At 72.1% G+C, this 26,775-nt stretch carries 26 protein-coding genes; 20 read left to right on the forward strand and 6 right to left on the reverse strand.

The features are described from left to right. Window position 1: 1 nt before the first annotated feature. The gene (locus tag ABT369_RS09380; RefSeq protein ID WP_350611238.1) at window positions 2-919 is read left to right on the forward strand and encodes an acetaldehyde dehydrogenase (acetylating); all 918 of its coding nucleotides are present in this window, start codon (window positions 2-4) and stop codon (window positions 917-919) included. Further along, window positions 916-1,932, forward strand: coding sequence for a 4-hydroxy-2-oxovalerate aldolase (gene dmpG / locus ABT369_RS09385; RefSeq protein ID WP_350611239.1), 1,017 nt, complete (start codon window positions 916-918; stop codon window positions 1,930-1,932). Before ABT369_RS09380 ends, dmpG begins: the two co-directional genes overlap by 4 nt. Window positions 1,933-2,015: 83 nt before the next feature. On the opposite strand, the gene ABT369_RS09390 is transcribed toward dmpG, so the two are convergent. Further along, window positions 2,016-2,738: an SGNH/GDSL hydrolase family protein gene (locus ABT369_RS09390; RefSeq protein ID WP_350611240.1), complete on the reverse strand. Its 723-nt coding sequence runs from the start codon at window positions 2,736-2,738 to the stop codon at window positions 2,016-2,018. Beyond that, on the reverse strand, window positions 2,624-3,988 hold the full coding sequence (locus ABT369_RS09395) for an MFS transporter (RefSeq protein ID WP_350611241.1): 1,365 nt from the start codon (window positions 3,986-3,988) through the stop codon (window positions 2,624-2,626). Before ABT369_RS09395 ends, ABT369_RS09390 begins: the two co-directional genes overlap by 115 nt. 171 nt (window positions 3,989-4,159) lie before the next feature. Between ABT369_RS09395 and ABT369_RS09400 the strand changes: the two genes are divergently transcribed. The 11 genes from ABT369_RS09400 (at window position 4,160) to ABT369_RS09450 (ending at window position 18,004) form a co-directional block, all read left to right on the forward strand. After that, the gene (locus ABT369_RS09400) at window positions 4,160-4,585 is read left to right on the forward strand and encodes a winged helix-turn-helix transcriptional regulator (protein ID WP_350611242.1); all 426 of its coding nucleotides are present in this window, start codon (window positions 4,160-4,162) and stop codon (window positions 4,583-4,585) included. An 87-nt stretch (window positions 4,586-4,672) separates the two neighbouring features. After that, window positions 4,673-5,170, forward strand: a complete 498-nt coding sequence (locus ABT369_RS09405; protein ID WP_350611243.1) for a hypothetical protein — start codon at window positions 4,673-4,675, stop codon at window positions 5,168-5,170. Next, window positions 5,062-5,718, forward strand: coding sequence for a hypothetical protein (locus ABT369_RS09410; RefSeq protein ID WP_350611244.1), 657 nt, complete (start codon window positions 5,062-5,064; stop codon window positions 5,716-5,718). Before ABT369_RS09405 ends, ABT369_RS09410 begins: the two co-directional genes overlap by 109 nt. A 24-nt stretch (window positions 5,719-5,742) precedes the next feature. Beyond that, on the forward strand, window positions 5,743-7,932 hold the full coding sequence (locus ABT369_RS09415) for an Hsp70 family protein (protein WP_350611245.1): 2,190 nt from the start codon (window positions 5,743-5,745) through the stop codon (window positions 7,930-7,932). Window positions 7,933-8,129: 197 nt separating this feature from the next. Then, the gene (locus ABT369_RS09420; protein ID WP_350611246.1) at window positions 8,130-8,774 is read left to right on the forward strand and encodes an SIMPL domain-containing protein; all 645 of its coding nucleotides are present in this window, start codon (window positions 8,130-8,132) and stop codon (window positions 8,772-8,774) included. Window positions 8,775-9,197: 423 nt separating this feature from the next. After that, entirely contained in the window at window positions 9,198-9,488 is a 291-nt protein-coding gene (locus ABT369_RS09425; RefSeq protein ID WP_350611247.1) for a hypothetical protein, read from the forward strand. A 38-nt stretch (window positions 9,489-9,526) separates the two neighbouring features. Next, window positions 9,527-10,237 (forward strand): TetR/AcrR family transcriptional regulator, encoded by a 711-nt coding sequence (locus ABT369_RS09430; protein WP_350611248.1) that lies wholly within the window; start codon window positions 9,527-9,529, stop codon window positions 10,235-10,237. Next, on the forward strand, window positions 10,237-12,798 hold the full coding sequence (locus ABT369_RS09435; RefSeq protein WP_350611249.1) for an ABC transporter ATP-binding protein/permease: 2,562 nt from the start codon (window positions 10,237-10,239) through the stop codon (window positions 12,796-12,798). Before ABT369_RS09430 ends, ABT369_RS09435 begins: the two co-directional genes overlap by 1 nt. Next, window positions 12,795-14,603 (forward strand): ABC transporter ATP-binding protein, encoded by a 1,809-nt coding sequence (locus ABT369_RS09440; RefSeq protein ID WP_350611250.1) that lies wholly within the window; start codon window positions 12,795-12,797, stop codon window positions 14,601-14,603. Before ABT369_RS09435 ends, ABT369_RS09440 begins: the two co-directional genes overlap by 4 nt. Before the next feature lie 636 nt (window positions 14,604-15,239). Further along, window positions 15,240-15,839: a TetR/AcrR family transcriptional regulator gene (locus ABT369_RS09445; protein WP_350611251.1), complete on the forward strand. Its 600-nt coding sequence runs from the start codon at window positions 15,240-15,242 to the stop codon at window positions 15,837-15,839. A gap of 599 nt (window positions 15,840-16,438) precedes the next feature. Next, window positions 16,439-18,004, forward strand: coding sequence for a tannase/feruloyl esterase family alpha/beta hydrolase (locus tag ABT369_RS09450; RefSeq protein WP_350611252.1), 1,566 nt, complete (start codon window positions 16,439-16,441; stop codon window positions 18,002-18,004). A gap of 93 nt (window positions 18,005-18,097) precedes the next feature. Here ABT369_RS09450 and ABT369_RS09455 read toward each other — a convergent pair whose 3' ends face one another. Beyond that, window positions 18,098-18,439: an ArsR/SmtB family transcription factor gene (locus ABT369_RS09455; RefSeq protein WP_502891720.1), complete on the reverse strand. Its 342-nt coding sequence runs from the start codon at window positions 18,437-18,439 to the stop codon at window positions 18,098-18,100. Window positions 18,440-18,761: 322 nt separating this feature from the next. Between ABT369_RS09455 and ABT369_RS09460 the strand changes: the two genes are divergently transcribed. The 3 genes from ABT369_RS09460 (at window position 18,762) to ABT369_RS09470 (ending at window position 20,810) form a co-directional block, all read left to right on the forward strand. Next, window positions 18,762-19,697 (forward strand): NADP-dependent oxidoreductase, encoded by a 936-nt coding sequence (locus ABT369_RS09460; protein WP_350611254.1) that lies wholly within the window; start codon window positions 18,762-18,764, stop codon window positions 19,695-19,697. A 55-nt stretch (window positions 19,698-19,752) separates the two neighbouring features. Beyond that, the gene (locus tag ABT369_RS09465; protein ID WP_350611255.1) at window positions 19,753-20,421 is read left to right on the forward strand and encodes a hypothetical protein; all 669 of its coding nucleotides are present in this window, start codon (window positions 19,753-19,755) and stop codon (window positions 20,419-20,421) included. Window positions 20,422-20,495: 74 nt separating this feature from the next. Beyond that, complete coding sequence (locus ABT369_RS09470) at window positions 20,496-20,810, forward strand: LysR family transcriptional regulator (RefSeq protein ID WP_350611256.1); 315 nt, start codon at window positions 20,496-20,498, stop codon at window positions 20,808-20,810. A gap of 90 nt (window positions 20,811-20,900) precedes the next feature. Here the strand turns inward: ABT369_RS09470 and ABT369_RS09475 are convergent, their stop codons facing one another. Beyond that, on the reverse strand, window positions 20,901-21,713 hold the full coding sequence (locus ABT369_RS09475; RefSeq protein WP_350611257.1) for a hypothetical protein: 813 nt from the start codon (window positions 21,711-21,713) through the stop codon (window positions 20,901-20,903). A gap of 52 nt (window positions 21,714-21,765) precedes the next feature. Between ABT369_RS09475 and ABT369_RS09480 the strand changes: the two genes are divergently transcribed. Continuing rightward, window positions 21,766-22,683 (forward strand): LysR family transcriptional regulator, encoded by a 918-nt coding sequence (locus tag ABT369_RS09480; RefSeq protein ID WP_350611258.1) that lies wholly within the window; start codon window positions 21,766-21,768, stop codon window positions 22,681-22,683. Between the two features lie 202 nt (window positions 22,684-22,885). After that, window positions 22,886-23,407, forward strand: coding sequence for a hypothetical protein (locus ABT369_RS09485; protein WP_350611259.1), 522 nt, complete (start codon window positions 22,886-22,888; stop codon window positions 23,405-23,407). A gap of 24 nt (window positions 23,408-23,431) precedes the next feature. Here ABT369_RS09485 and ABT369_RS09490 read toward each other — a convergent pair whose 3' ends face one another. Further along, window positions 23,432-23,614, reverse strand: a complete 183-nt coding sequence (locus ABT369_RS09490) for a Clp protease N-terminal domain-containing protein (RefSeq protein ID WP_350611260.1) — start codon at window positions 23,612-23,614, stop codon at window positions 23,432-23,434. 128 nt (window positions 23,615-23,742) lie between these two features. Continuing rightward, a complete protein-coding gene (locus tag ABT369_RS09495; RefSeq protein WP_350611261.1) occupies window positions 23,743-24,339 on the reverse strand; it encodes a helix-turn-helix domain-containing protein in 597 nt (198 codons plus the stop codon). 129 nt (window positions 24,340-24,468) lie between these two features. Between ABT369_RS09495 and ABT369_RS09500 the strand changes: the two genes are divergently transcribed. Continuing rightward, a complete protein-coding gene (locus ABT369_RS09500; protein ID WP_350611262.1) occupies window positions 24,469-25,092 on the forward strand; it encodes a class I SAM-dependent methyltransferase in 624 nt (207 codons plus the stop codon). An 81-nt stretch (window positions 25,093-25,173) separates the two neighbouring features. Continuing rightward, on the forward strand, window positions 25,174-26,769 hold the full coding sequence (locus tag ABT369_RS09505; protein WP_350611263.1) for an MFS transporter: 1,596 nt from the start codon (window positions 25,174-25,176) through the stop codon (window positions 26,767-26,769). Window positions 26,770-26,775 lie beyond the last annotated feature (6 nt).

A 26,775-nucleotide genomic window follows, 5' to 3' on the forward strand; every position in this document is an offset into this window, starting at 1 on the left:
GATGGCTCACCACGTAGCGATCATCGGATCGGGCAACATCGGCACCGACCTGATGATCAAGATCAAGCGCGCCGGGGGACCGCTGGAGGTGGCGGCCATGGTCGGCATCGACCCCGATTCCGACGGCCTGGCCCGCGCCCGCCGGATGGGCGTGGCCACCACCTCCGAGGGGGTCGACGGCCTGATCCGGATGCCCGAGTTCGGTGCGGTCGAGATCGTGCTCGACGCGACGAGCGCCGCCGCGCACCTCGTGAACGCGGCGGCGCTGGCCCCGTACAACCGCCGGATCGTCGATCTGACCCCGGCGGCGCTGGGCCCGTTCGTGATCCCGCCGGTCAACCTCGAGCAGCACCTCGCCGCGCCGAACATCAACATGGTGACCTGCGGGGGTCAGGCGACCGTGCCCATCGTCGCGGCCGTCTCGCGGGTCACGCCGGTCGCCTACGCGGAGATCGTGGCCACCGTCGCGTCGCGCTCGGCCGGCCCCGGTACCCGGGCCAACATCGACGAGTTCACCGAGACCACCGCGCACGCGCTGGAGTCGGTCGGCGGCGCCCGCCGCGGCAAGGCGATCATCATCCTCAACCCGGCCGAGCCGCCGCTCATCATGCGCGACACCGTGCTGTGCCTCATCGGCGAGGCCGACCACGACGCGATCCGCGCGTCGGTCGAGCGGATGGTCGCCGATGTCGCCGCGTACGTGCCGGGGTACCGGCTCAAGCAGGCGGTGCAGTTCACCCCGGTCGACCCCGGCGAGGTGCGGCTGCTCGCCCCCGACGGGGCCGCCTGGAAGGTCAGCGTGTTCCTGGAGGTCGAGGGGGCGGCGCACTACCTGCCCGCCTACGCCGGCAACCTCGACATCATGACCTCGGCCGCGATGCGGGTCGCCGAGCGCATCGCGCTGGGGGTGGCGGCGTGACCGGGATGTACCTGCAGGACGTGACCCTGCGGGACGGGATGCACGCCATCCGCCACCGCATCAGCCCGCAACGGGTCGGCGCGATCGTCGGCGCGCTGGACCGTGCCGGCGTGGCCGCGATCGAGGTGACCCACGGCGACGGGCTCGCCGGGTCGAGCCTCACCTACGGCCCCGGCAGCCACACCGACTGGGAGTGGATCGACGCCGCCGTCGCCGCCGCGTCCCGGGCCGTGATCACCACGCTGCTGCTGCCCGGCGTCGGTACCGTCGCCGAACTGCGCGAGGCCCACGCCCGCGGGGTCACCTCGGTGCGGGTCGCGACGCACTGCACCGAGGCCGACGTCGCCGCCCAGCACATCGCCGCGGCCCGCGACCTCGGGATGGACGTCTCCGGCTTCCTCATGATGAGCCACATGCTGGAGCCGGCCGAGCTGGCCGCCCAGGCCCGGCTGATGGAGTCCTACGGCGCGCACTGCGTCTACATCACCGACTCGGCCGGCCGGCTGACCACCGAGGACGTGCGGGCCCGGGTCCGGGCCTACCGGGAGGTGCTCGGCGCCGGCACGCAGATCGGCATCCACGCGCACGAGAACCTGTCCCTGTCGGTCGCGAACTCCGTCGCCGCGGTGGAGGAGGGGGTGTACCGCGTCGACGCCTCCCTGGCCGGCCAGGGCGCCGGCGCCGGCAACTGCCCCATCGAGCCGTTCGTCGCCGTCGCCGCGCTGCGGGGCTGGGACACCGGCTGCGACCTGCTGGCGCTGCAGGACGCGGCCGACGACCTCGTGCGGCCGCTGCAGGACCGGCCGGTGCGCGTGGACCGCGAGACGCTCACGCTGGGGTTCGCCGGGGTGTACTCGAGCTTCCTGCGCCACGCGGAGGCGGCGGCGACGACGTACGGCGTGGACCCGCGCAGCCTGCTGCTGGAGGCGGGCCGGCGCCGCCTCGTCGGCGGGCAGGAGGACATGCTGGTCGACATCGCCCTGGAGATGGCGGCGGCCAGCACGTCCGGTTGACGCCCGGGCGTCCGGCCCGGGCGGCGCTCAGGCCGCCCGGGCGGCTGCCGGTGTGGCGGTGGCCAGCTGGTGTGCCGTCGTGGTCAACATCGCGTTCTTCGTCGTCGCCAACGCCGGCATCGCGGTGGCCGGGCTCGTGCAGCTGCGCACGGCCCGGCCGTACGGCGCGGTCGCCGTGCTGCCCACCTAGCGCGGTGAGTTGACGAACTCCGCGATCGCGTCGGCGATGTGCCGGGCCCCGCGGCTGTTCTGGTGGACAGGTCGGTCGTGAGCTCGAGTCCGTTGCGCCGGGAGATGTCGTCCCACGAGCGGCGCAGGATCAGCCGCTGCAGGACGGCCCGGTTGCGCAGGCGGCTCGCGTCGCCGTACGGCCGCGGCCGGGCCTGCCCCAGGTCGGCGAGCTGTCGTTCCAGCAGCGGCACGTACGCGACGCCGAGCTCGGCCGCGACCTCCCGTACCACGCCGCTGTACACGGTCGCCTGCTGCTCCGGCGGCGCCTGGCCGAGCGCGGGCAGCGACAGCAAGCCGATCCGCGCGCCCGTCCCGTCGCGCAGGCGCGTCACGATTTCGCTGAGATTCCGCCGGTACCACTGCAGGGTCGGCTTTTCCGGCAGTCGCTTTCTGCGCATCGCGGCCCGCGCCTGCTGCGGATCGATGGCCGCGCGCGCATCGTTCGTCCCGATCAGCACCGTCACCACGTCGGGGCGGTGCGCGATGGCGGCGTCCAGGCGCTGCAGGAGGTTGTACGCCAGGTCGCCGTTGACGCCGTCCTGGATGCACTCGGCATCGATCCGTTCCCGGAGCATGGCCACGTAGTCGACGCCGAGCTGTCCCTTGGTGATGCTGTCGCCCAGGCAGAGGATGCGCATGACGTCAGGCCATTCCTTGGAGCGCGGTGCGGATCGTGACCAGGTCGGCCTCGGCGGCGGCGGCGTCGCGATGGGCCAGGTACACCAGCGCGAGACCCTCCCCGGCGATGAGCACCAGGCGGGCGATCTCCGGGACGGGCGTGCGCGGCGGGCGTGAGCAGGCCGGCCAGGGCGAAGGCGGCGCCGAGCAGGGCCGAACCGGTCCACCCGGCGGTGCCGTAGACGGCGGTGGTGGCGGCGGCTCCGGTCGCGGAGCCGAGCGAGTAGAAGACCATGTATGCGCCGATGGTCGTGGAGACGCGGTCGGCGTGCACGGTGGTCAGGATGTGCTGGTTGCTGACGTGGACGGCCTGCACGGCGAAGTCGAGCACGATCACGCCGAGCACCAGCAGCGGCAGCGACCGGGGCAGCTGCCCGATCGCGGCCCACGAGGCGAGCAGGACCGCCAGCGCGATACCGGTCACCCGGTTCGCATGGCCGGCGTCGGCCCAGCGTCCGGTGCGGGCCGCGCCGGCTGCGCCGGCGAGTCCGGCGATGCCGAACAGCCCGATCTGCGCCTCGCTCAGGTGCCACGGCGCCCCGGACAGCGGCAACGCCATGCCGCTCCACAGTGTCCCGAAGGACGCGAACAGGAAGAAGGCGATGAGGCCGCGGCCGAGGAACACCGGCTCGGCGAACCGGCCGATGAAGGCGCGCAGCACGTTGCCGTACCGGGGTGCCGCGGATCGCCCCTCGGCGGGCAGTAGCCGCAGCGAGACCGGTCCGAGGCCGGCGGCCAGGACGGCCAGCACGAAGTAGATGCCGCGCCAGCCCCAGACGTCGGCGAGCAGCCCGGCGAGCAGACGTGAGCCGAGGATGCCGATCACCACCCCCGAGGTCACGATCCCGAGGTTGCGGCCGCGCTCCGACGGCCCGGACAGCGAGGCCGTGTACGCGACCGTCGTCTGCACCACCACGGCGAAGACCCCCGCGACCGCGAGCCCGCAGAGCGCGACCCAGCCGGACGGCGCGGCCGCGGCCGCCGTCAGGCCCCCGGCGAGCAGCAGGAGGTGCAGCGCGATCAGGCGCCGCCGATCCAGCAGGTCCCCCAGCGGCACCAGTAGCACCAGGCCGGCCAGGTAGCCCAGCTGCGCGATCGCGACGAACCACCCCACCGCGGCCGCGGGCACGCCGAGGTCCCGCCCCACGGGCCGAGCACCGGCTGGCCCGCGTACACGCTCGCCACCGCGACGCCGCAGATGACGGCCAGCAGCAGCCTCGTGCGCCCTGTCACAGGTACCACTCCAATCGGTTGCAGTTTGCTACTGAATCGACCGTAGGGCAGAATGGTTGCAATCTGCAACTCAAGGGGGCGTGGCATGACGTGGACCGATCCGGACTGCCCGGTCGCGCGGGCGGCCGACCTGATCGGCGACCGGTGGAGCCTGCTCGTCATCCGGGACGCGATGGACGGGGCCGGCTCCTTCACGGACTTCCAGCAGCGCACCGGCATCGCCCGCAATATCCTCAGCGACCGGCTCCGCAAGCTCGTCACCGGCGGCGTGCTCGTCCAGGTCGACGCGCCATCCGGCCGGCGCAAGCGGTACGCACTCAGCGACGCGGGCCGTGACCTGTTCGCGGTGATCGTCACGCTGCGACAGTGGGGCGAACGCCACGCCTTCGGCGACGACGAGCCCCACTCGACCCTGCTCGACCGCGAGGGCCGGCCCCTGCCGCGCGTGCTGCCCGTCGACGTCGACGGGGCGGCGGTGGGTGTCGACTCCACGCGTGTGCAGAAGGTGTAGCGCGGCTCAGTTGTCCGGGCCGGCGGCCGATGCGACGGGTATGCCCTCGCAGACGCGCCGGCGGGCCGCCCGCGGTGGTGGCCCGTCGTGGCCGCGGCGGGCGGTGCCGAGGTGGCGGTCGTGGTGCTCGACGCGACCGGCGTCCTTGGTTTTCGGGCCGCCGCGATCGTCAGCTGGTGCGTCGTGGTGGCCAACCTGGCGCTGTTCCACACCTGTACCGGGCGGATCGTGCGCCGCCTGCCGGTGGGGGACCCGCGCCGGCCGTTCTGGTGCACGGCCCGGATGGTCGGCGCCGTGTGGGGGGTGGGGTACGCCGCGCACCTGCCGTTCGTCGTCCGCGCCCCCGGGCAGGGCCTCGGCGAGCACGGCGTGGCCCTGGTCGCCGCCGTCGTCGGCATGGTGATGCTGGTCGTCGCCCTGCTGCTGTTCCCGCCGGCCGGCAGGGCCGCGCCCAGCACGGCATGTTCTGGCCCGACGTGGCGACCGTCATGGTTGGCGTCGGCGCGTTCGCCGCCTTCACGTCGGTCTCGGCCCGCCACCCCCGCGAGGACCTGTTCCGGGTCATCGCCACGCAGGTGCTGCTGATGGTTGTGACGTTCGCGGTGGTCAAGCTGGCCGTCGGCGCGACCGGGCCGATGAGCCGCCCGGCCGCCGCCAACGCGGCCCGAATCGCGCCGACGCGGCCCGAATCGTCGGCGTCCACGACGGGCAGCGCCTGGTGGGCTTGCGTGAGGCGCTCATCGGCGAGGGTCGCCGCGAGCGCATCGCCCCGTGCGTCGTCGAGGCCGTCGGCGCGGTCGCGCTGGGCCTTCTCGGCGGCGGCGTACCCGATCGCGAGCAGGGCGACGGCGGAGCAGAGCACGATCGCCGCGTCGGCGCCGTACCCGCGCCCGCTCGAGGGCCTCCTTCTCGGCCACGAGCAGCCTGAGGCCGCCCTCGCCGCGGGGGAACAGGGTCTGCAGGTACACCGCCGGCCCGGGGCGCTCCAGCACGAACGAGCGCAGCTGCAGGCCGAAGGACAGCAGGTGCCGGACCGTGTCGTGGGCCGGGTCGTCGCGCAGCGGACAGCATGGCATCCGAAGGTGGTTCGCCCCTTGAGATGGCCGGGTGCGGCCACGTATACGGAGTTTTGAGGTCAGCGTGGTACGACAGGTCTCGTGATTACGTTGGGCGTCGATTTCGGGACCTCGTCGACTGTGGCGGTGGTCGGGCTGGACGGCGGGCGGGCGGTACCGCTGCTGTTCGGGGAGACGCCGCTGCTGCCGTCGGCGGTCTGCTTCGGCCCGGACGGCGCGCTCATCGTGGGCCGGGACGCCGTGCGGGCGGCGCGCAGCCGTCCGGAGGCGTTCGAGCCGCACCCGAAGGCGCGGATCGACGACGGGCAGGTGCTGCTCGGCGAGCGGGAAGTACCCGTGCCGGAGCTCATCGGGGCGGTGCTGGGCCGGGTGCGGGACGAGGCGGTCCGGGTCGCCGGGGCCGGGGTCGACCGGCTGGTGCTGACCCATCCGGCGGGCTGGGGCGCGCACCGGCGGCAGACCCTGGCCGAGGCCGCCGCCGTCGCGGGGCTGCCGGCACCGGTACTCGTGGCCGAGCCGGTCGCCGCCGCGGCCTACTTCGTGCACGTTCTGGGGCAGGCGATCCCGGCCGGGAAGTGCATCGTGGTGTACGACTTCGGGGCGGGCACGTTCGACGCGTCGGTGGTACGCAGGAACGCCGACGGGTTCGAGGTGCTGGCGGCGCAGGGCCTGCCGGACACCGGCGGGCTGGATGTCGACGCGGCGATCGTGGCGCATCTCGGGGCCGTCCACGGCGGGCGCGACCCGGCGGCCTGGGGCCGGCTCACCTCCCCGAGCACCCCCGATGACCGGCGGGCCTCCCGCGCGTTCTGGGACGACGTGCGGACCGGCAAGGAGGAGCTGTCGCGGGCCTCCTCGACGACGATCTTCGCGCCGATCCTGGATCTGGACGCGGTCGTGGGCCGGGAGCAGCTGGACGATCTGGCCCGGCCGCTGCTGGACCGCACCGTCGACGCGACTGGCCTCGCCGTGCGCAACGCGGGTATCGGGACCGAGGACGTCGCCGCGGTGTTCCTGGTCGGCGGGGCCAGCCGCATGTCGCTGGCCGGCACGCTGCTGCACCGCGCGCTGGGCGTTGCGCCGATGGTGATCGAGCAGCCGGAGCTGATCGTCGCCGGCGGGACCCTGCACGTGCCGTCGCCGCAGCCGGCTCCGGTGACGGCGATTCGCCCTCCGGCCCCTCAGACACCGGCGGCTGCCCACCGGTGGCGTCTGCCTGTCGCGGTACTCGCCGCGGTCCTGGCCGCCGCGGTGGTGATCGTCATGCTGAACAGGTCCCCGGCCGTCAAGTCCTCCGGCCTGGTGCGGTCCACGGCCGCGTCGGCCACGGTCACCGCGAGCCCGTTCGCCACGCTCCAGGGCCACACGGGCCAGGTGACGGCGGTGGCGTTCAGCCCGGACCGCAGGACCATGACCACCGCCGGCCTCAAAGACGGGATCATGGTGTGGGACGTGAGCAGCCCGGCCGCACCCAAGCGCATCGCCACCGCCGATGAGCAGGACTCGGTCGAGCTGATCGCGTACAGCCCGGACGGCCGGATCATGGCGACGGACGGCCGCGGCGCCGCGGTCATCGTGTGGGACATGACCGACCCGGCCGTGCCCAGGCGCATCGCCACGCTCAACCACAAGTGGTGGATGTATGCGATCGAGTTCAGCCCGGACGGCAAGACCATGGTCACCTCCGGCGGCGACCACACGGTGGTGTTGTGGAGCATGGCGGATCCGGCCGCCCCGAAACGCATCGCCACTCTCCCCGGCGACGACCTCCGCGACAGGACGGCCGCGGTGTTCAGCCCGGACGGCAAGACCCTCGCCACCGCCGAACACGACAACTCGGTCGCGCTGTGGAGCCTCAACGACACGGCCGGCCTCAAGCGCATCGCCACCCTCCCCGCCTTCAAGGAAGGGGTGCGGGCCGTGCGATTCAGCCCGGACGGCAGAACCCTCGTCACCGTCGGCGACAGCGTCACGATCATCGTCTGGAATGTGACCGATCCGGCCGCGCCCCAACTCAGCACCACCCTTCCCCGGCCGAGGTTCTCGGTGGGGGCCTTGGCCTTCAGCCCCAACGGCCGGACGATGGCGCTCAGCAGCTGGCGCACGGTCACGCTGTGGAGCATGGCGGATCCGGCCGCGCCGGCCCGCATCGGCGACCTCGAGGGCCACAGCGACACGGTGAGCTCGGTGGAGTTCAGCCCGGACGGCCGGACGCTCGCCACCGCCGCCAACGACCACACCGCCAGGCTCTGGCCGCTCCCGGCCGGGTAGTCACGGGGCGGGTCCCGGCGTTGTGGCGGTCCAGAAGGTGAAGGCGATATCCCAGCCTGAGGCCGCTAACTGGCTTGCGATGCCGGCGCCGATGCCGAGCCGTCCCGCCTGAGCCGCCTCATGCTCACCCTGAACGCCGTAGCCTGACCTCAGCGGAGGGGTCCATCCGTTTCGGGGCGCGTGTCTAGCATCGCCGCATGCAGATGGTTGAGCGTCCATGGGGGATCACCGCCTACGGGGCGGCGAGCGTGAAGGCCATGCCGGACCTGGTGCGGATCCGGTTCAAGATCGTGCGGGTCGAGCAGACTCCGGCGGGCGCGTTCGCCGAGACGCGCGGCGCGGTCCGGGCGGTGCGGGGGGCGTTGCGCGAGCACGGGGTCGCGGACGGGGAGGTGCAGTCGTCGCGGCTGGACCTCCGGACGGCGACGGAGTACATCGATGGGGCGCATCGGCCCGTCGGGTACCAATGCCAAGCCGCCTTTGCAGTTGAGTCGCGTCGGCTGGACGACGTCGAGCCGCTGCTCGTCGACGTGGTTGCGGCCGGGGCCAACGAGCTCGAGGGGGTCGACTTCGACGTCAGCACGAAGCGGGAACTGCGCGCCGACGCCCGCCGTCGCGCGGTGGCGGCGGCCCGGGCCAAGGCGGAGCTGTACGCGCAGGAGGCGGGCGTGCGCCTCGGCGCGGTCCTGCACGTCGAAGATGTCGACTCGGACTCGCCGAACGCGCACTGGTACCGCGGCCACTCGGCGGCCAGTGCCGACGCCCTCGAGGCGGATCTCGCGCCCGGCCACATCATCGTGTCGGCCGCGGCGATCGTGGGCTACGCGCTGGCCCGCGACTGACCGTCCCGACCATCGCGGCGCCTGTCGGCACCACGTCTCGACGGCGGAGACGTGGTGCCGGCGAACCGGTCGCCGGCGCACATCTCGACGGCGTGATCCGCACCGGCCGTGAACGGGCGCGCCGCGCGGCCGGGCGTCAGCGGATGAGCACGGCCCGGGTGTACAGCAGATCGAAGCCCCGTCGCTGCACGTTGCGCTGGCCGTGCTCGGCGAACGCGTGGCGATCTCGTCGCCGTGGCTTCCGGGCTGGTCCTGCGGCGGGTCGCCGGGCGTGCGGTGGTCGCGGGTGTCGCGCAGTTGGGCGAGTTCCAGCCCGGCGCGACCGCGTGTTCTTCACCCTGAGCCGCCCATGCGGCGACGCCGAATAGCGACGTTCGGCCCGCGTCACATGGACCCGGGCACCGGCTGCGCAATCCCGTCACGGTGATCGGTCACGGCGGCGAGGCGCTGGACCATCTGCGGCGGACCGGCGCGTTCCGCGACGCGCCCGTTCCCAACATCCTGCTGCTGGTGGTGGTGGTCCTGACCGGCTCCGGGATCGAGGAGCGCATGTTGCGCGAGTTCGGGGTGCCGGCCGCGTACTTCTTCCGCAAGCCGGTCGACTTCGCGCAGTTCGCCGGCATCTGCGGCTGCTCGGCGGTGCGAGCGAGTACCGAGACCAGAGGTCACCGAATCACGCAGGTCGCCATTGCCGAGGCCCGGAGGTTAGGTTAGGGTGCCCTTTGTTACCCCCTATAACGCTGGGCGAACCTATGACTGGTACGGCAAAGAACATCGGTGGGCGGGCGCCGCGCATCGGCTCCAACGACATTGTGCGGGCCGGTCGGGCGCTCGGGATGCGGGCGCTGAGCGTGAAGGCGGTCGCGGCCGAGCTGGGCGTGACCGCCGCCGCGCTGTACCGGCACGTGGACGGCCGATGGGGCCTGGAACGGCTCATCGGCGAGAGCATCCTCGGAGACCTGGCACTGCGGGACGACCCCGCGCTCGGCGTCGAGGCGCACCTGCTGTCGTTCGCGATGCAGCTGCGGGAGTTCCTCCTGGCGCATCCAGGCCTGGCGCTGTACCTGCAGATTCTGTTCCCGCGTGGTGATGCCGGCCGGCGGGTGCTCACCGACGAGGTCAAAGCACTCGCCCGGCGCGGCTACAGCACCGAAGCGGCAATCGTCCTCAGCGGCGCGGTCGCGTCGCTGAGCATCGCGATGGCCGCCTCCGAGGAGCACAGCGAGGCCGCCGAGTACGAGGACGCCGGCGGGCTCGGCCGGGAACGCGAAGCGGCCATCGCCGGCATCGTCGTGGACGACCACCTCGGCGCGGCCCACCTCGCACTGCCGCAGATGCAACGCGGCGACTACGTACGCCTCGTGCTGACCGGCGCCATCCGCGGCCTGCTGCTTGCCGCGCCGCCCGGACGGCCCGTCGCGGAGATCATCGCGGACCTCTCCAGCACTCAGAAGGAGTTGTGATGGCCAAGCGCGGGTTTCAGGGCGCGCTGATGCGCGGTTTCGGGGCCCGCGACCACCAGGCCACCGTCATCGGCAAGGAAGCGATCGCTCCCCACTTCATCCGGGTACGGCTCAGCTCGCCGACCCTGTTCCAGGACGCGGTCGCGGAACCCACGGCGTGGCTACGGTTCTGGTTCCCCGACCCGGACGGCGGCGAGGCCGAACATCAGCGGGCGTACACGATCGCGTCGGCAGACACCGCTACCGGCGAGTTCACCATCGACATGGTGCTGCACGAACCGGCCGGTCCCGCGTCGGCGTGGGCACAGCGCGCCGAGCCGGGATGGCAGATCGCGGTGTCCTCGCTCGGCTCCTCGCGGTTCGAAGTGCCGCAGGAGCCGCCGGCCGGCTACCTGCTGGTCGCCGACTCCGCCTCGATCCCCGCGGTCAACGGCATCCTGAGCACGGTCCCCGACGAGATCCCCGTCGAGTTGTACCTCGAACAGCACGACGACGCCGACCGGCTGATCCCCCTCGCCGGCCACCCGCGGCTGCGCACGCACTGGGTGCCGCGGCAGGGCGAGACGTCCCTCGCCGCCGCGATCGAGGCCCGGGACTGGTCGGACTGGTACGTGTGGGCGGGCCCCGAGTCCGGCTCGCTCAAACACCTGCGGGTCCGGCTCCGCGACGAGTTCGGGTTCCCCAAGTCGGAGGTGTACGCGCAGGCGTACTGGTACCACGGCCGCGCATTCGGCAAGCGCCGCTCTACCGAACCACCCGAGCCGGTGCCGGCACCGTCACCGGCACCTGAACCGTCGGCGGCGCCGGTGCGCGGGGCGTGGCGGGCGCAAGCCGGCGGCCGGCTGCTGGCGCCGCTCAAGCGGACCCTATGGCTCGCCGGCGTGCTGCAGGCCGTCGCCACGCTCGTCCAGCTCGCCCCGTTCGTGCTGCTCGTCGAGCTGGCCCGGCGGATGTTGGCCGGCGCGCCGGCCGGGGCGCTGTGGAGCGTCGGCGGCTGGGCGCTCGGCCTGCTCGGCGCCGGCATGCTGTTGGGCTCGGCGCTCACGCTGTGGCTGCACGCGGTCGACGCCCGCTTCGCCCGGCAGCTGCGCCACCGGCTGCTCGGCAAACTCGCCCGGCTGCCGCTGGGCTGGTTCACCGCTCGCGGCTCCGGACACGTCAAGCAGGTAGTGCAGGACGACACTCTCGCCCTGCACTACCTGGTCACGCACGCCGTCCCCGACGCCGTCGCGGCCGTCGTCGCGCCGGTCGCCGTGCTGACCTACCTGTTCACCGTCGACTGGCGCATGGCCCTTGCACTGCTCCTGCCGGTGCTCGTATACCTCGTCACGATGTGGATCATGATCGTGCAGTCCGGTCCCCGCACCGCGCAGGCGCTGCGCTGGGCCGAGCGGATGAACGGCGACGCTGGCGCCTACCTGGAAGGCCAGCCGGTGATCCGCGTCTTCGGCGGCGCGACGGCCTCCACGTTCCGGGCCCGGCTCGAGGAATACATCGGCTTCCTCAACGACTGGCAGCGACCGTTCACCGGCAAGAAGACGGCGATGGACCTGACCACCCGCCCGGCGACGTTCCTGCTGCTCATCACCGCCATCGGCACCTGGCTGGTCACCGTCGGGACCCTGGAGCCGGTGCAGCTGCTGCCGTTCCTGCTGCTCGGCACCGGCTTCGGCGCGCGACTGCTCGGCATCGGGTACGGCCTCAGCGGCCTGCGCAACGGTCTGCTGGCGGCCCGTCGCATCCAGAACACCCTCGACGAACCCGAGCTCTCGGTGCGGGACCCGCGCGGCGCGGGCGAGCCGCACGAGCCCGGCACGGTGGTGTTCGACCGCGTCAGCTTCGCCTACCGAGACGGCGTTGCGGTCATCCAGGACGTGTCGCTGGTGCTGCGGCCGGGCACCGTGACGGCACTGGTGGGTCCGTCCGGCTCCGGCAAGTCGACCCTTGCCGCGCTGCTGGCCCGCTTCCACGACGTCAGCGACGGCGCGATCCGCATCGGCGGGCGCGACCTGCGCGACCTGACCGCCGACGAACTGTACGAGCAGGTAGGGTTCGTGTTCCAGCACACGCAGCTCGTGCACGGCACCGTCCACGACAACATCGCCCTCGCCGTCCCGGCGGCGACCCGGGAGCAGGTCGAGACGGCTGCCCGCGCCGCGCACATCCACGACCGGATCACGCGCATGGCCGGCGGCTACGACACCGTCCTCGGACCCGACGCCGCCGTCTCCGGCGGCGAGCGGCAACGCCTCACGATCGCCCGGGCGCTGCTCGCCGACACCCCAGTCCTCGTGCTCGACGAGGCGACGGCGTTCGCCGACCCCGAATCGGAGTACCACGTCCAGCAGGCACTCAACCGGCTCACCGCCGGCCGGACCGTCGTGGTCATCGCGCACCGCCTGCACACCGTCACCGGCGCCGACCGCATCGTCGTGCTCGACGAGGGACGCGTCGCCGAAACCGGCACCCACGACGAACTGCTCGCCGCGGGCGGCCGCTACCACCGGCTGTGGACCGCCGACGAGGCCCGCGCCGCCACGCCCGAGGAGGCGACCCTGTGATTCGGACCCTGCTGCGGCTGCTACCCGCCGACCGGCGCCGCCGCGTCGCCGGGCACGCCGCCCTCACCGTCCTCAGCGTGCTCCTGCGCGCCGCCGCCGCCGTGCTGCTGGTGCCGATCGTCGGCGCGCTGTTCAGCGCCGACCCGGGCGACGCCTGGCCGTGGCTGGCGGCGCTGGCCGCCGTCACCACCGCCGGCTGGGTCGTCGACGCGTACGCCGGCCGGATCGGCGTCGACCTCGGCTTCGCCCTGCTCGAGCACACCCAGCACGACGTCGCCGACCGGCTCGCCCGCATCCGCCTGACCTGGTTCACCGCCGAGCACACCGCCACCGCCCGGCAGGCGCTCGCCGCGACCGGCCCCGATCTCGTCGGCCTCGTCATCTACCTCGTCACGCCGGTCCTCGGCGCCGTGCTGTTCCCGATCGCGATCGCCGTCGCCCTGGTACCGGTCTCCGCACCGCTGGGGCTGGCCGCCCTCGCCGGCGTGCCGCTGCTGCTCGGCGCGTTCTGGGCCGGCGGGCGCATCGGCCGGGCCGCCGACCGCACCGCCGCCGACAGCAACACCACGCTCACCGAACGGATCGTCGAGTTCGCCCGCACCCAGCCGGCTCTGCGCGCCGCTCGGCGGGCCGAACCGGCGCACAGCATCGTCGGCGCCGCCCTCACCGCCCAGCACAGCGCCACCGTCCGGCTGCTGCTCCTGCAGATCCCCGGACAGATTCTGTTCAGCGTCGCCAGCCAGGCCGCCCTCGTGCTGCTCGCCGGGACCACGACGGTCCTGGCCGCGCACGGCGACGTCAGCGTGCCGGAGGCGATCGCCCTCATCGTCGTGATCGCGCGGTACCTGGAACCCTTCACCACGCTCGGCGACCTCACCCCCGGCCTGGAAGCCACCACCACGGCCCTGCGCCGCATCCGCGCCGTCCGCGACGCGCCCACGGCGACCGTCGGCGCCACGGACCAGATCACCGCCGTGCCTCCGCGCATCCGGCTGGAACGGGTCGGCTTCCGGTACGCGCCCGACGCCCCGCCGGTGCTGCAGGAGCTGGACCTGACCCTGGAACCCGGCAGCACCACCGCGATCGTCGGCCCCTCGGGCTCGGGCAAGAGCACCGTGCTGGCGCTGCTGGCCGGGCTGCACGAGCCGACCGACGGCCGGGTCCTGATCGACGGCACCGACGCCACCTCCCTCGACCCGCAGGCACGGCGCGCCCTGGTCAGCGTGGTGTTTCAGCACCCGTACCTCTTCGACGGCACGGTCCGGGAGAACGTCCTCGCCGGCGACCCCGGCGCCGGCCCGGACCGGTTGGCGCAGGTCGTCGCGCTCGCCCGCGTCGACGAGCTCACCGCTCGCCGCCCAGACGGCGACGGCGCCACCGTCGGCGAGGCCGGCACCGCCCTGTCCGGCGGCGAACGGCAGCGGGTCAGCATCGCCCGCGCCCTGCTCAAGGCGGCGCCGGTCCTGCTCGTTGACGAGGCCACCAGCGCCCTGGACACCGAGAACGAAGCGGCGATCGTGCGCGCCCTCGGCAACGACCAGGTGCCGCGCACCCGAGTCATCGTCGCGCACCGCCTCACCAGCATCCGCCACGCCGACCGGGTGCTCTTCCTCGAGGACGGTCGCGTCGTGGAGGACGGCACGGTCGAGGACCTCCTCGCCGCGCAGGGCCGCTTCGCCGCCTTCTGGCAGCAACGCCGGCACGCCGCCGACTGGCGCATCACCGCCGCGGGCATTCCCGACGGTGCCGCACCAGTCGGCGGCATGACGGGTGGGCGGCAGGCCGGAGGGCCCACTGCACCGTGACCGTGGCGCTGCGGCTGATATCCGTCTCCACCTCCGCCAGGACTGTGAACGCGCGGGCCTCCCTGGCGTGGCTCCACCCGACAGAACCTGCCCGCGGTCCGCGCGTACCCCGATTCGAAGGCGGCGGTGGTGCCGTCGTGGGGGACCTCGACGCCGTCGGCAGCCAAGGCTCCGGCGGGTCGAGGAACGACAGATGCGTACAACATCGCCGGGACGATGGCGGGCAGGCTCAGCGCGAGCAAGAGCAGCGTCAGCACGGCCCGTTCGGTGTCGCCATGATAGGAGAACGCGCTCACCATGGCTGCGGTCGCCAGAGTCGCAACCAGGCCACCACCCGTAGCCGCTGCCCAACCGGTCTGCCGGGCACGGACCGCGAGGACGGCCGCGACCGCCGCGGCGACGAGCGCGAGCATCCAGCCGTCCGTCGGCGCAGGTATACCGCACCTCATTTCTGTAGTGATAGCTAGACAAACAGTCCGCGGCGGGATTTGTCCAGTAGACGTTCTGGGAACGCCGTGTGACGTCGCAGCTCAGACGCGAACGCAGTACCGGCGTGCCGTTCGAGCTGCGGGCCGTCGGTGGCGTGTGACTGTCCGATTGTGTAGTGGTCGCTAAGGAATGAGATACGATTTCTCCGTGACAGCTCGAGGACGGCCCCGGCAGTTCGACCGGGACGTCGCCCTGCGTGCCGCCATGATGCTGTTCTGGCGGCAGGGTTACGAGGCGACGTCGATCAACGATCTGTCCACGGCGATGGGCATCGGCGCGCCGAGCCTGTATGCGGCGTTCGGCAGCAAGCGCAAGCTGTTCGACGAGGTCGTCGCCGAGTACGTACGGCGGTACAACTCCTTCATGGTGGAGGCGATCGTCGGGGAGCCGACGCTGACCCGCGGGGTGCGCCGGCTGCTGCGCGAATCCGCGGTCGCCGTGACCCGGCCGGGCCTGCCCCGCGGCTGCCTCGTCGTGAGTGCGGCGACCAACACCACCTCGCCGGAGGTTGAGCAGGCCCTGCGCAAGCTGCGCAACGACGGCATCAAGGCGCTCGAGGGCGCCGTCCGGATGGCGATCGCGGGCGGCGAGCTGCCCGATGACACCAACCCTCGTCAACTGGCGCACTACGTGTTCGCCACCATGCAGGGCATCGCGCAGCAGGCCCGCGACGGGGCCAGCCGTGCCACGCTGGAGGCGATCGCGGAGCTCGCCATGCGGGCGTGGCCGGTCAAGACTCCGGCGTGAGGCGCGACCGACACAGTTCGAGTTCTGTATCGATCGCTAGAGCAGCAGCTGATACCGGAGCGCGGCAGCTGCGCTATCCGCCCGCGGCCGGTCGCTGTCCGGGGCGTCCCCGGGATCGCGCCGGCCGGTCGCCGGCCGCAACGGTGACCGACTCCGACGAGCCGGTGAAGGGCCTCGCGAACGGCTGATATTCCGGTCCGCATTGCCCTCGTTCGACTGGCGGCCGGGTGGGCAGCCCGAAGGACTGAGACTTGGTGGGCGGCGACCAGGCCGACGCCAGCGAGGGATGGTCACGACGCCGGTTGGCGTGCCGGTGGCGGTGGGGCCGGCGGTGAGGCGGGTCAGCTTCAGCATGACGTCGGTGGTGCCCCTCGGCGCTGCGCCGAGCTCCACGGTGGCCGATCCGATGCGGGTGAGGGTCACGGTGAGGGCTTCGAGGGTGACGATGTCGCCGCCGGGCAGGGAGAGCCACCCGGCGTTCGCAGGACGCTTGGTCCGGCGCCCGGTTGCCCCGGCCGGAGTGTGCCGCGGGCCGCAGCGGGTAGTTGTGGGACGTTCGGTGCACATCCGCCGGCGCGGCCGTCCCCGCGGAAGCTGCGATGCGAAGACCTGTGCTTCACCTCGGCGCGCTCCTGCTGCCAGTGGTGCTGATGGTGTCCGTTGCCGTCGGGGCCGTGTTGCTCACGGGCCCCGGCGGCTGCCCGCGCCCGCCGCGGCCGTACCTGCCCGGCGCGCGGATCCTCGCGATGTCCGCGGTCGGCCGCCCGGACGGGATGGGCGCTGCGGCCTCCCGCCTCGACCGGCTTGGTGCCAGCGGGGTCCCGGCGTTTTGCGACGTCACGATCGTCTTGACGCACCCGCCGCTTCGCGACCGGGTCCGCATCGAGCTATGGCTGCCACGATCGACGTGGAACGGCCGCTTCCAGGCCACCGGTGGCGGAGCACTTGCCGCGGGCGAGTTCGAGCGCGCCCTCGTCCCGGCGGTCCGGCAGGGCTATGCAGCGGCGTCCACCGACGCCGGATTGCCGGGCACCCCGAAGCGCCCACCCGTCTGGGCACTGCGGCATGACGGGACGATCAACGACGGGCTGCTGGTCAACTTCGCCTACCGCTCAGTGCACGACATGAGCCAGATCGCGAAGCAGGTGATTGCCGGGTTCTACGGCCGGCCGGCTGCCTACTCGTACTTCACCGGCTGCTCCACTGGCGGCCGGCAGGGCCTGATCGAGGCGCAGCGGTACCCCGGCGACTTCGACGGCATCCTCGCCGACGCGCCCGCCATCGCCTGGAACCGCCTCACCCTGGCCCAGTTCTGGCCGCAGGTGGTCATGAACGAGGCCGGCGTCCACCCGACCGCATGCGAGTTCGCCGCCTTCAACCGCGCCGCGATCGCCGCGTGCGACGGCGACGACGGAAGCCTCGACGGGATCATCGGGCGGCCCGACACCTGCCGGTTCGATCCCAGCCGACTCGTCGGCACGAGCGTGCGCTGTCACGGCCGGACGATCCGGATAACCTCGGCCGACGCCGACATCGTCCGCAGAATCTGGGACGGCCCGACAACCCGCGCCGGCGAACGGCAATGGTACGGCCTGCCGCGCGGAGCGTCCTTCAACTGGCTCGCCGGCACGGCCAAGCCGCTGTTCGGCCCGCGGCACGGCGCGCCGTTCCCCGTCGCCGCGGACTGGATTCGCTACTTTCTGCTACGCCAACCTCACCGCGACGTCTCCACCATCGGCTACGCCGAGTTCGAGCGCCTGTTCGACGTGTCCAGGGCCCGGTACGGCGCCGTGATCGGCTCCGACGATCCCGACCTGTCCGCCTTCCGCGCCGCCGGCGGCAAGATGCTCACCTGGCACGGCTTGGCCGACCCGGTGATCTTCCCGCAGGGTACGGTCGGCTACCGCCGCCGCGTCGAATCCGCCATGGGTGGCGCCGAGGCCACCGACCAGTTCTACCGCGTCTTCCTCGCCCCGGGCGTGGGGCACTGCTCCGGCGGGTCCGGACCCGCGCCCATCGACCCGCTCGCGGCGCTCGTGGACTGGGTCGAACGCGGCCGCGCGCCCGACATGTTGCCGGCCGCCACGACCGGCACGCATCCGAACATCAGCGGCATCGTGTGCCGCTACCCGCAGCGGGCAACCGCCGACCGCGCATGTCGCTGACGGATGAACCCCACCGTCGGCCGCACGCGCTGCGGCGTACCACGTCCGGATTCGTGTTCCGACGCGAATCCGGTTGCTGTGAGCCGGGCCGGCTCAGCGGGCCCTCTTCGTCGCCCGCTTGCGAGGCGGCGTCAACAGCTCGGCTATCGCCGCGATCACCGACGGCACCAGGCGGTAGTACGCCCAGACGCCGCGCTTCTCGCGCTCGAGCAGGCCGGCCTCGGTAAGGATCCGAAGGTGATGACTGACGGTCGGCTGGGAGAGGCCAAGTGGCGCGGTGAGGTCAGTCACCGACGCCTCGCCCTCCGGAGCGGACTGGATCAGACTGAGCAGTTGCAGCCGGCCCGGGTCGGCGATTGCCTTCAGCACTCCTGCGAGCTGTTCCGCATCGGCACGTTCGATCGGCTCGCCAGCAAGCGGCGAGATAGCAGGCATGGCAGTTTTCGCAATTCCCACGCCTTCCATCGTTCCACCAACGCCATCGATAGGCCGGTGGAACGGGAACAGTCGGTGGATCGGTTCGGTGATCGCGACTCCGACGTACAGCGGGTGTCGAGACCAGCTCGGTAATGGTCCCCCGAGTCCTCATCCACGGTGAGCGCTGAACCGACGGTACGGTTGGCACGAACAGCTCGGCTCGCCGGCTACGGGAAGGCGCAGTCACCCGCTTGCCCTGGTGCCGATGCATGCCGCGCGTGACTGTGGCAGCGCCGAAGGCCCTGATACCGGGGGAGCGCAGATGTACACGATGAGCGCGGTGCGAGCACACCACCGCGGAGGGCCCGAACGGCTGGTGTACGAGCAGGCGCCGCGTCCCGTGCCGGCCGCGGGTGAGGTGCTCGTGGCGGTGTGCGCCGCCTCGATCACCGCCGGGGAGCTCACCTGGGACGCCACCTGGACCGACAGTTTCGTACCGGGGGGCCGCGACCGGACACCGATCATCCCCTCGCATGAGATGTCAGGCGTGGTCGCCGCGCTCGGTCCCGCAGTCACCGAGACCCAGGTCGGCGACGAGGTCTACGGGCTCATCCCGTTCCTGCGCGACGGAGCCGCCGCCGAGTACGCCACGGTACCGGTGGACATCCTGGCCCCGAAGCCCGCCACCGTGGACCACGATGGGGCCGCGGCCGCGCCCATGGCCGCGCTGACGGGCTGGCAGGCGCTGGTGGACCACGCCTCCCTACGGGACGGGCAGCACGTTCTGATCCACGGCGCGGCCGGGGGTGTCGGCTCGCTCGCCGTGCAGATCGCCGCCGGCCTCGGCGCGCGGGTTACCGCGACCGCCGGGGGACGCGACAGGGACTTCGTGACCGAGCTGGGCGCTCATGAGGTCGTCGACTACGCCAACGAGCGCTTCGAGGACCGCGTCAACGGCGTTGATGTGGTACTCGACCTGGTGGGAGGTGAGACGCAGACCCGTTCCTGGAACGTCCTACGGCCGGGCGGTGTGCTGGTGAGTGCCGCGACCCCGCCGGACGCCCGGCAGGGCGCCGCGCACGGAGCCCGCGGGGCGTTCTTCGTCGTCGAGCCGAACGGCGACCAGCTCAAGAAGGTCGGGCAGCTCATCGAGACGGGCCGGCTCGCCCCGGTGGTGGACCGCGTCGTCGCGCTGCCCGACACGCGCGCCGCCTACGAGGCGCTGCAGACCGAGCACAGGCGCGGCAAGGTTGTCATCCACGTCGCGGAACCATGATCAGGCGACAACCGGAGACCGGACTTTCCGAAACCGGACCGTAGGATGCCGCCCTGTGCACTTCTACGCCACCGTCTTCCTGCCGCCGACGTCTCCGGCCGACGTCCCGGCCGCCCTCGCCGCGGCGCTCGCCCCGTACGACCGCGACGACTACACCCGCGGCCCGTACGACCCTTCGGCCGACTGGGACCGGTGGGAGCCGGCCCGCGACGCCGCCGCGTTCCCGCTCCGGCCGCGCGGCCTCGACCGGCTACTGCCCGGCCGGCGGCCCGCCTTCGCGGCCCGCAAGGCTGCGATCGACTTCGCGACGATGCGGGACCGCGCGGTGCGGCACGCGGCCGGCGAGTTCGATGCGTGGGCCAAGCTGACCGCCGCTCACCCCGGCACCCGCCCCCGGTCGGCGTTCGACGGCCAGGGCGAATGGCTGGCCCAGCCAGCGATCCAGGCGGTCGCCACCGCGGCGGCAACCCAGCGCCACCCCCACTTCACGTTCTCGTTCCTGCTCGCCGACCCGGTCACCACCCTCGCCGACGACCGTGACACCTACCTGGCCCGCGCCGCCGTTCGGGCCCTGGCCACCTACGTCTACATCACTCTGACCGGCGACTGGCTCAGTGAGGCGACCGGCGACCGCGGCGCTGACGAGCACGCTCAGGCGCTGAACTCCTACCTCGAGTCGGTCGCCCCCGACACGATCCTGGCTCGGGTGCGTTGCCACGCCTGAGCAGCGAAGACTCCCCGATTCGGCCCTGCGGCTGTGACTGCATGGTCGGCTGGTGACTGGTCACTTGGGACGCCGTGGTCGCCGCACTCATGGCGCCTCTTGTTGGAGAGGCCTGGGCAGTCCAGGTCGAGCTGCGACTACGCCGCTTCCAACAGGTCATCGCCTATCGCAGCCTCAACCTCGCCGCCCGAGCGATCAGCGTCCACCCATCAACCCTGGCCACTCAGATCGGGCAACTCGAAACCGCCATCGGCAAACCTCTACTCACCCGCGGCCGGCCCCGTCGTCCGATGACCCTCACCCAGCAAGGACACGCACTGCTCGCCATGCTCGAACACCCACGCGTCGCCCAGCTGCTCGACGAATACGCCAAATCGATGCCCGGATAGCGGCCCGACGACCCACGTCGATTCAATCCTCGCGAGAAAGCGACATGATCTTGAGGGACGGGCGTCGACCCTTCAGGCGTCAGGACGCGATCAGGCCGCCGTCTCCAGGACCTGGCCGGTATCGAGCGCCGAGGTCCGGGCGACCGGCACGCGTTTCCAGGTCAGTGCGGCCGCCGCAAGGCAGGCCAGCAGGCCGAGTCCGACGCACGTGGTGCCCGCGACGGCGGCGCTGAGCGCGACCGTGACGCAGAAGGCGAGGTAGCAGGGCAGGCTGCGCACCAGACCGGCGAGAGTGTGCACGCCCGCGGATGCGCCGTCACGGGTCACCGCTACCACGGTCAGCATCGTGCACATCGTCGGGAACGCCGCGACCGCTCCGGTCAGGCCCGGACCGGCCAGACGGCTACTCACCACCGCCGCGGCGACGATGACAGCCGCGCCCGCGCAGGTCAATGCCGTGACGGGCCAGCGCCGCGCTGACGCCGGAAGCAGCGGCACGGACGGCATGACCCGTGGGGCCACCGAGAGCACGACGACCGCGATGCTCACGGCGAGCACCGCCGGCAGCCGCTCGATCAGCAGTGCTCCGACGAGGTACGCCAGAGCGCCGAAGACGGCGCCCCTGAGCAGACCGTGACGGTGGAGCACGCGCGCGAACACCACCCCAAAGATGACCTGCGCCGGGACGTGCACGCCGGCACTGAGCGCCATCGCCGCGGCCGTGGCCGGCCCCGAGTCGACCGCGACAGCGATCACGGCAACCGCGAAGGCAACCGGCAAGGCCCCGACCCATCCAGCCGCGGACGGACCGAGGCGGCGTTCGATCAGGGAGGCAGCGGCCATCAGGGCGGGGGCGAAAAACACAGAGATCAGAACCACGACTACCAGCTTCTCCGCCAGCATCGTTCGGATCCAGTTCCGGTTTCTGAACAGAAGTCGTGGCAAAATCAGAACAATGGAGCTACGACGACTACGCCTCCTGGATGCTCTTGCCCGGCTGGGCACCGTCGCCGCCGTCGCCGACGCATTGTCGTTCAGCCCGTCGAGCGTCTCCGTGCAGCTAGCCCAGCTCGAGACCGAGGCCGGGGCCAAACTGCTGCGCCGGGTCGGGCGCACCGTCGAACTGACCCCGGCCGGCCGACGCTTGGCCGACCACGCCGCCGAGGCTCTCGCCGCCGACGAAGCCGTCCGCGCCGAACTCGCGACCATCACCGACGCCCCGACCGGCCGGCTACGCCTGACAATCGTGCAGACCCCGGCCCTAGCCCTGCTACCCGCCACCCTGGAGCGACTCGCCACCACCGCCCCCGACCTGCAGGTCGAGGTGTATCAGCGGGAAACCATCCCCGCTCTCGACGAACTTCGCGCCCGCACCGTCGACCTCGTCGTCGGCATCGAATACGACCCCGTTCCCGTGGGCCGCCAGCGCGACCTCGACCGCCGCGACCTCATGCGCGAAGACGTCCTGCTCGCCACCCGACCGGCCGCCCGAGCCTCCAGGTCGCTAGCCGACTACGAAGAACTGGCCTGGGCCACCGGACACCACGGCACCGGCCTGGACGCCGTGCTACGCAACGTCTGCAACCGCCTCGCCGGGTTCGAACCCCGCATCACCCACCGCAGCGACGACGGACTCGTCCTCGGCGCGCTCGTCGCCTCCGGCCGCGCCGTCGCCCTGCTCCCCGCGCTCCTGACCGCGGCACTACCGCAGATCACCGCACACCCAATCACCGAGGAACGCCTGCAACGCACCATCTTCACCGCCACTCGCACCACCGCGACCGACGCCCCCGGCGTCGCCGCCGTACGCGATGCCCTCCACCACTCCGCTGCCGCCGTCGCAGCCCAACGCGACGACATCATCATCCCCTGACCGCAGACTGCAGCCGAGCAGCTCTACACCGGCGATCCAGGGCTTACGCGCGCAGCGTCGCCCGCGCGAACCAGCCTCGCGCACCTGCTCCTCGGGCGAGCGGCTCCTCCTGCCAACGGGCATAGACAGCCGTCGGGCACCGCGATCGACGCGTGTGTGCCATCCTCCTCCTGTCGAGATCCACAACCACGGGGAGCCCGCCTTGCACACGCGCCGAAGACTGACCGCCCTGACCCTCGCCCTGGCCGCCGCCGCGACGCTCGCCGCCGGCTGCGAGGGCACTCCCAGCGCCACCGCGCCCGCCGCGAGCACGGCCAGCACCGCGAGTGCGGCGCCCGCCGCGAGCACTGCGAGTAGCGCACCCACCGCGAGCACCGCGACCAGCGTCACCATCGAGTCGGTGTGCCAGGCGATCGACGACGTCTACGCGCCCGAGCGGGTGATCCTGACGAGCACGTGGGGCCAGTACGTCACCGCCACGAACCAGGGCGACACAACCAGGGCCGCCGAGCTGAAGGCGAAGCTCGAGGAGATGGTCCCGAGGCTGAGTAAGGCGGCCCGCGCGGAGGTCGCGAAGTCGCCGGACGCCGGCCAGCGGGCGGCGCTGGAGCAGTATCTGGACGCGGTCGACATGTGGTACACCAAGCCCTCCTCCGGGGACGCCGTCACCCGCCTGGAGAAGGCCGTCGAGGCCGCGCAGAAGTACTGCCCGAAGATCCGCTGACCCTTCGCCGTCGGCGCCGAATCCTCAGGCGGCGTGCGGCACCCGGGCAAGCAGGCGGCGGCGGAGGTCGGCCACGTTGATGCCGAGGTCGTGCAGGACCTCAGCGGCCAGGCCTCCGCCCTCGCGCAGGATGCCTACGGTGAGCTCTTCAGCGCGACTCGGGACCGGTTCGACGCGGCCCGACGACGAGCGTCTCGTGATGGCCATCCATGTCAGGAAAACCTGCATGCTCCAGCTCGCGGAGCGATCCGCAGCCGCTCGCCGTCGAACCCCGCAGGCCAAAAGCGGGGGAGGGGAGAGGCGCTCCGGCTGAGGACTGTCAGATCGTCCGACTCTCACTCGGGGGAGTCTGTTCTTGGTGCGGCGCGGACGTGTGCGCGTTCGCCTTGTCGGCCGACGAGGCTGAGGAATTCGAGGGGGCCGGATTCGGTGGCGCCGAACCAGTGCGGTGTGCGGGTGTCGAACTCGGCCGCCTCGCCGGCGCTGAGAAGCAGGTCGTGTTCGCCCAGGACGAGGCGCAGTGTGCCGTTGAGGACGTAGACCCAGTCGTAGCCTTCGTGGGTCCGCAGCTGGGGTGGGGTGTCGTCGCTGCTGGCGGGAAGCACGAATTTATATGCCTGAATGCCGCCGGGGCGACGGGTGAGCGGGATGATGACCGACCCGTCTGTGCAGGCGACCGGGCGCAGGTGGATGCGTGGGTCTCCGGTGGGAGGGGCGTCGACGAGTTCGTCGAGGGTGACGCCGTGTGCTCGGGCGAGAGGTAGCAGTTGTTCGAGCGTGGGGCGACGCAGGCCGGCCTCGAGCCGTGACAGCGTGCTCACGGAGATGCCGGTCCGTGCTGCCAGGTCGCTCAGCGTCATGTCGGTGCGCATGCGCAGGCGTTTGAGCCGCGGCCCCACAGCGTCGAGAGTGCGATCAAAGTCCTCGTCCATACCCCCATTTTGCCATTTGGCAACGTTCCTTGCCGGCCCGGCCCGTGCAGCCGACTATTCCGGTATGGCCCGCGACCTGGGGAAACGCCCGGGGGCGCGGCGATGCTGTGCGCACCCTGGAGAGTGGCGATGACACACGACTTCGACGAGCGGTACTGGCAAGACCACTGGGACCGGGCGGGTGAACGGCAGCCGGGAGGCCGCCTCAGCCCCAACCCGTACGTGGTCCAGGCGACCAGTGGCCTCACACCCGGGACGGCCCTGGACGCCGGGTGCGGCGAGGGCGCCGAGGCGGTCTGGCTCGCCGGTGAGGGCTGGAAGGTCACTGCCGTGGACATCGCGTCGACGGCCCTGAAGCGTGCCGCCGGCCGGGCGGCCGAGCACGGCGTACCCGATGTGCGTTGGGTCCAGGCCGATCTGACCGTGTGGGAACCGGACACCCTGTTCGACCTGGTGGCCACGCACTATGCCCACCCGGCCACGTCGCAACTGGCCTTCTACGAGCGTCTGGCGCAGTGGGTGGCGCCGGGCGGGATTCTGCTGATTGTGGGGCATCTGCACACCCACGAGGGACAGCGGCACGGTGACCGGCCCCCGGCCGAGGCGTCGGTCACCGCCGCGGATATCACCGCACGCCTGGACAGCGGTGTCTGGACGATCGACAGGGCCGACGACCTGGTTCGCGCCGTGACCGGCCCGGCCGGGCAGCAGGTCGTGCTGAACGACGTCGTGGTGCGGGCCACGCGCCGCTGAACTCTTCCATGCCGTGGCCGGCGCCCGCCTGTGCCACGACCCTACGCATCGACTCGAAGGACAACCGTGAGCATTAACTCCTTGCCGCAGCCGGCCGGCGCCGGTGCGGCCACGATCGACGATCCGCGGCGGCGACGCGCGGTCATGCTCGGCGTGTGCCTGGCACTGATGGCGGTCATCGCCTCGGTGTCGGGGCTGAACGTGGCTCAGCCGGACATCGCCGTCGAGTTCGGCATCTCGCAGAGCACCGTGCTGTGGGTCATCAACATCTATACCATCGCCCTCGCCGCACTGCTGCTGCCGCTAGGTGCGGTTGGCGACCGATGGGGCCGCAAACCGGTGCTGTTGGCCGGTCTGGTTATTTTCGGGATCGCCAGTGCCGCCGGGGGTTTGGCCGGGTCGTCGGAGATCCTGCTGGCCTCGCGGGTGCTCGCCGGGGCCGGCGCGGCGATGATCATGCCGGTGACCCTGGCCGTCATCACGTCGAGTTTCCCGGTGGAGGCTCGCTCGCAGGCTATCGGGGTGTGGACCGGGGTCGCCGGTGCCGGTGGGCTGCTCGGCATGTTCCTGTCGGCGTTGCTGGTCGATGTCGCGACCTGGCGGTGGTTGTTCGTCCTGCCGGTGGTCCTCGTCCTCGCGGCGGTCGTGGTGGCGGTGCGGTCGATCCCGGACTCCCGGGAAACGTCCACGCACCCTTTCGACACTGTTGGTGCGTTCACGTCCATCGTCACGGTGGTCGGGCTGATCCTCGTGCTGCACGAGGGTCCCGAACGGGGATGGACCGCCCCGGTCACGCTGGTGAGCCTGATCGTCGGGGTCCTCGGCGCCGTGGTGTTCGTGGTCGGGCAGTTGCGGCGGGAAGGCCCGCTGCTGGATGTCCGCTCGTTCCGGCAGCGTGGGCTGGCCAGCGGCTCGGTGACGTTGCTGGCGGTCTTCGGGGTGCAGGCCGGTGTTGCGGTCGTGCTCTATCCGTACCTTCAGGCGGTGCTGGGCTGGTCCGGGTTGCTGGCCACCGTCGCGATCCTGCCGATGGCGATGTTCATGATGCTCACCTCCTGGCTCGCGCCCAAGATCGCCGCTGGCATCGGCGCTCGCGCGACGATGGCGCTCGGTATCGCGCTGGGCGCGGTGGGGCTGGCGCTGATGGCCGGTCTGGTGTCCGTCGAGGGCGGCTACCTGTCGGTGCTGCCGGGCATCGTCGCGATGGGGCTGGGCATGGGCCTGGCGATGACGCCGTCCACCGAGGCCATCACCTCGTCGCTGCCTCGTTCGCAGCAGGGCGTGGCGTCCGCGCTCAACGACGTCACGCGCGAGTTCGGCACCGCGCTCGGCGTGGCACTGCTGGGCGCGGTCCTGTCGGCGGGGTACCGCACGGCGATCGGCCCTCGCCTCGAAGGGATGCCTGCCGGCACCGCGGAGACCGCCCGCGAAGGTGTGTCCAACGCCCTCGCGGTGGCCGACACGGCCGGCCCCCAGGCTGCGACGCTGGTGAGCGTCGCAAAGGAGTCCTTCGTCGACGGCTGGCGGCAGGGCATGTGGGTCGGTGTCGGCGTCATGGCCGTCCTGCTGGTCGTTGTCCTGGTCCGCGGACCACAGAAGCGTACGACCTGCGACTCACCCACCGAGGTAGATGTCGACTCGCCCGCTGAGGCTGGCGTCGGTGCCCGACACGGTTGACAAAAC

Origin of the sequence: Dactylosporangium sp. NPDC000244 (assembly GCF_040300725.1) — a bacterium.
Taxonomy (GTDB): Bacteria; Actinomycetota; Actinomycetes; order Mycobacteriales; family Micromonosporaceae; genus Dactylosporangium.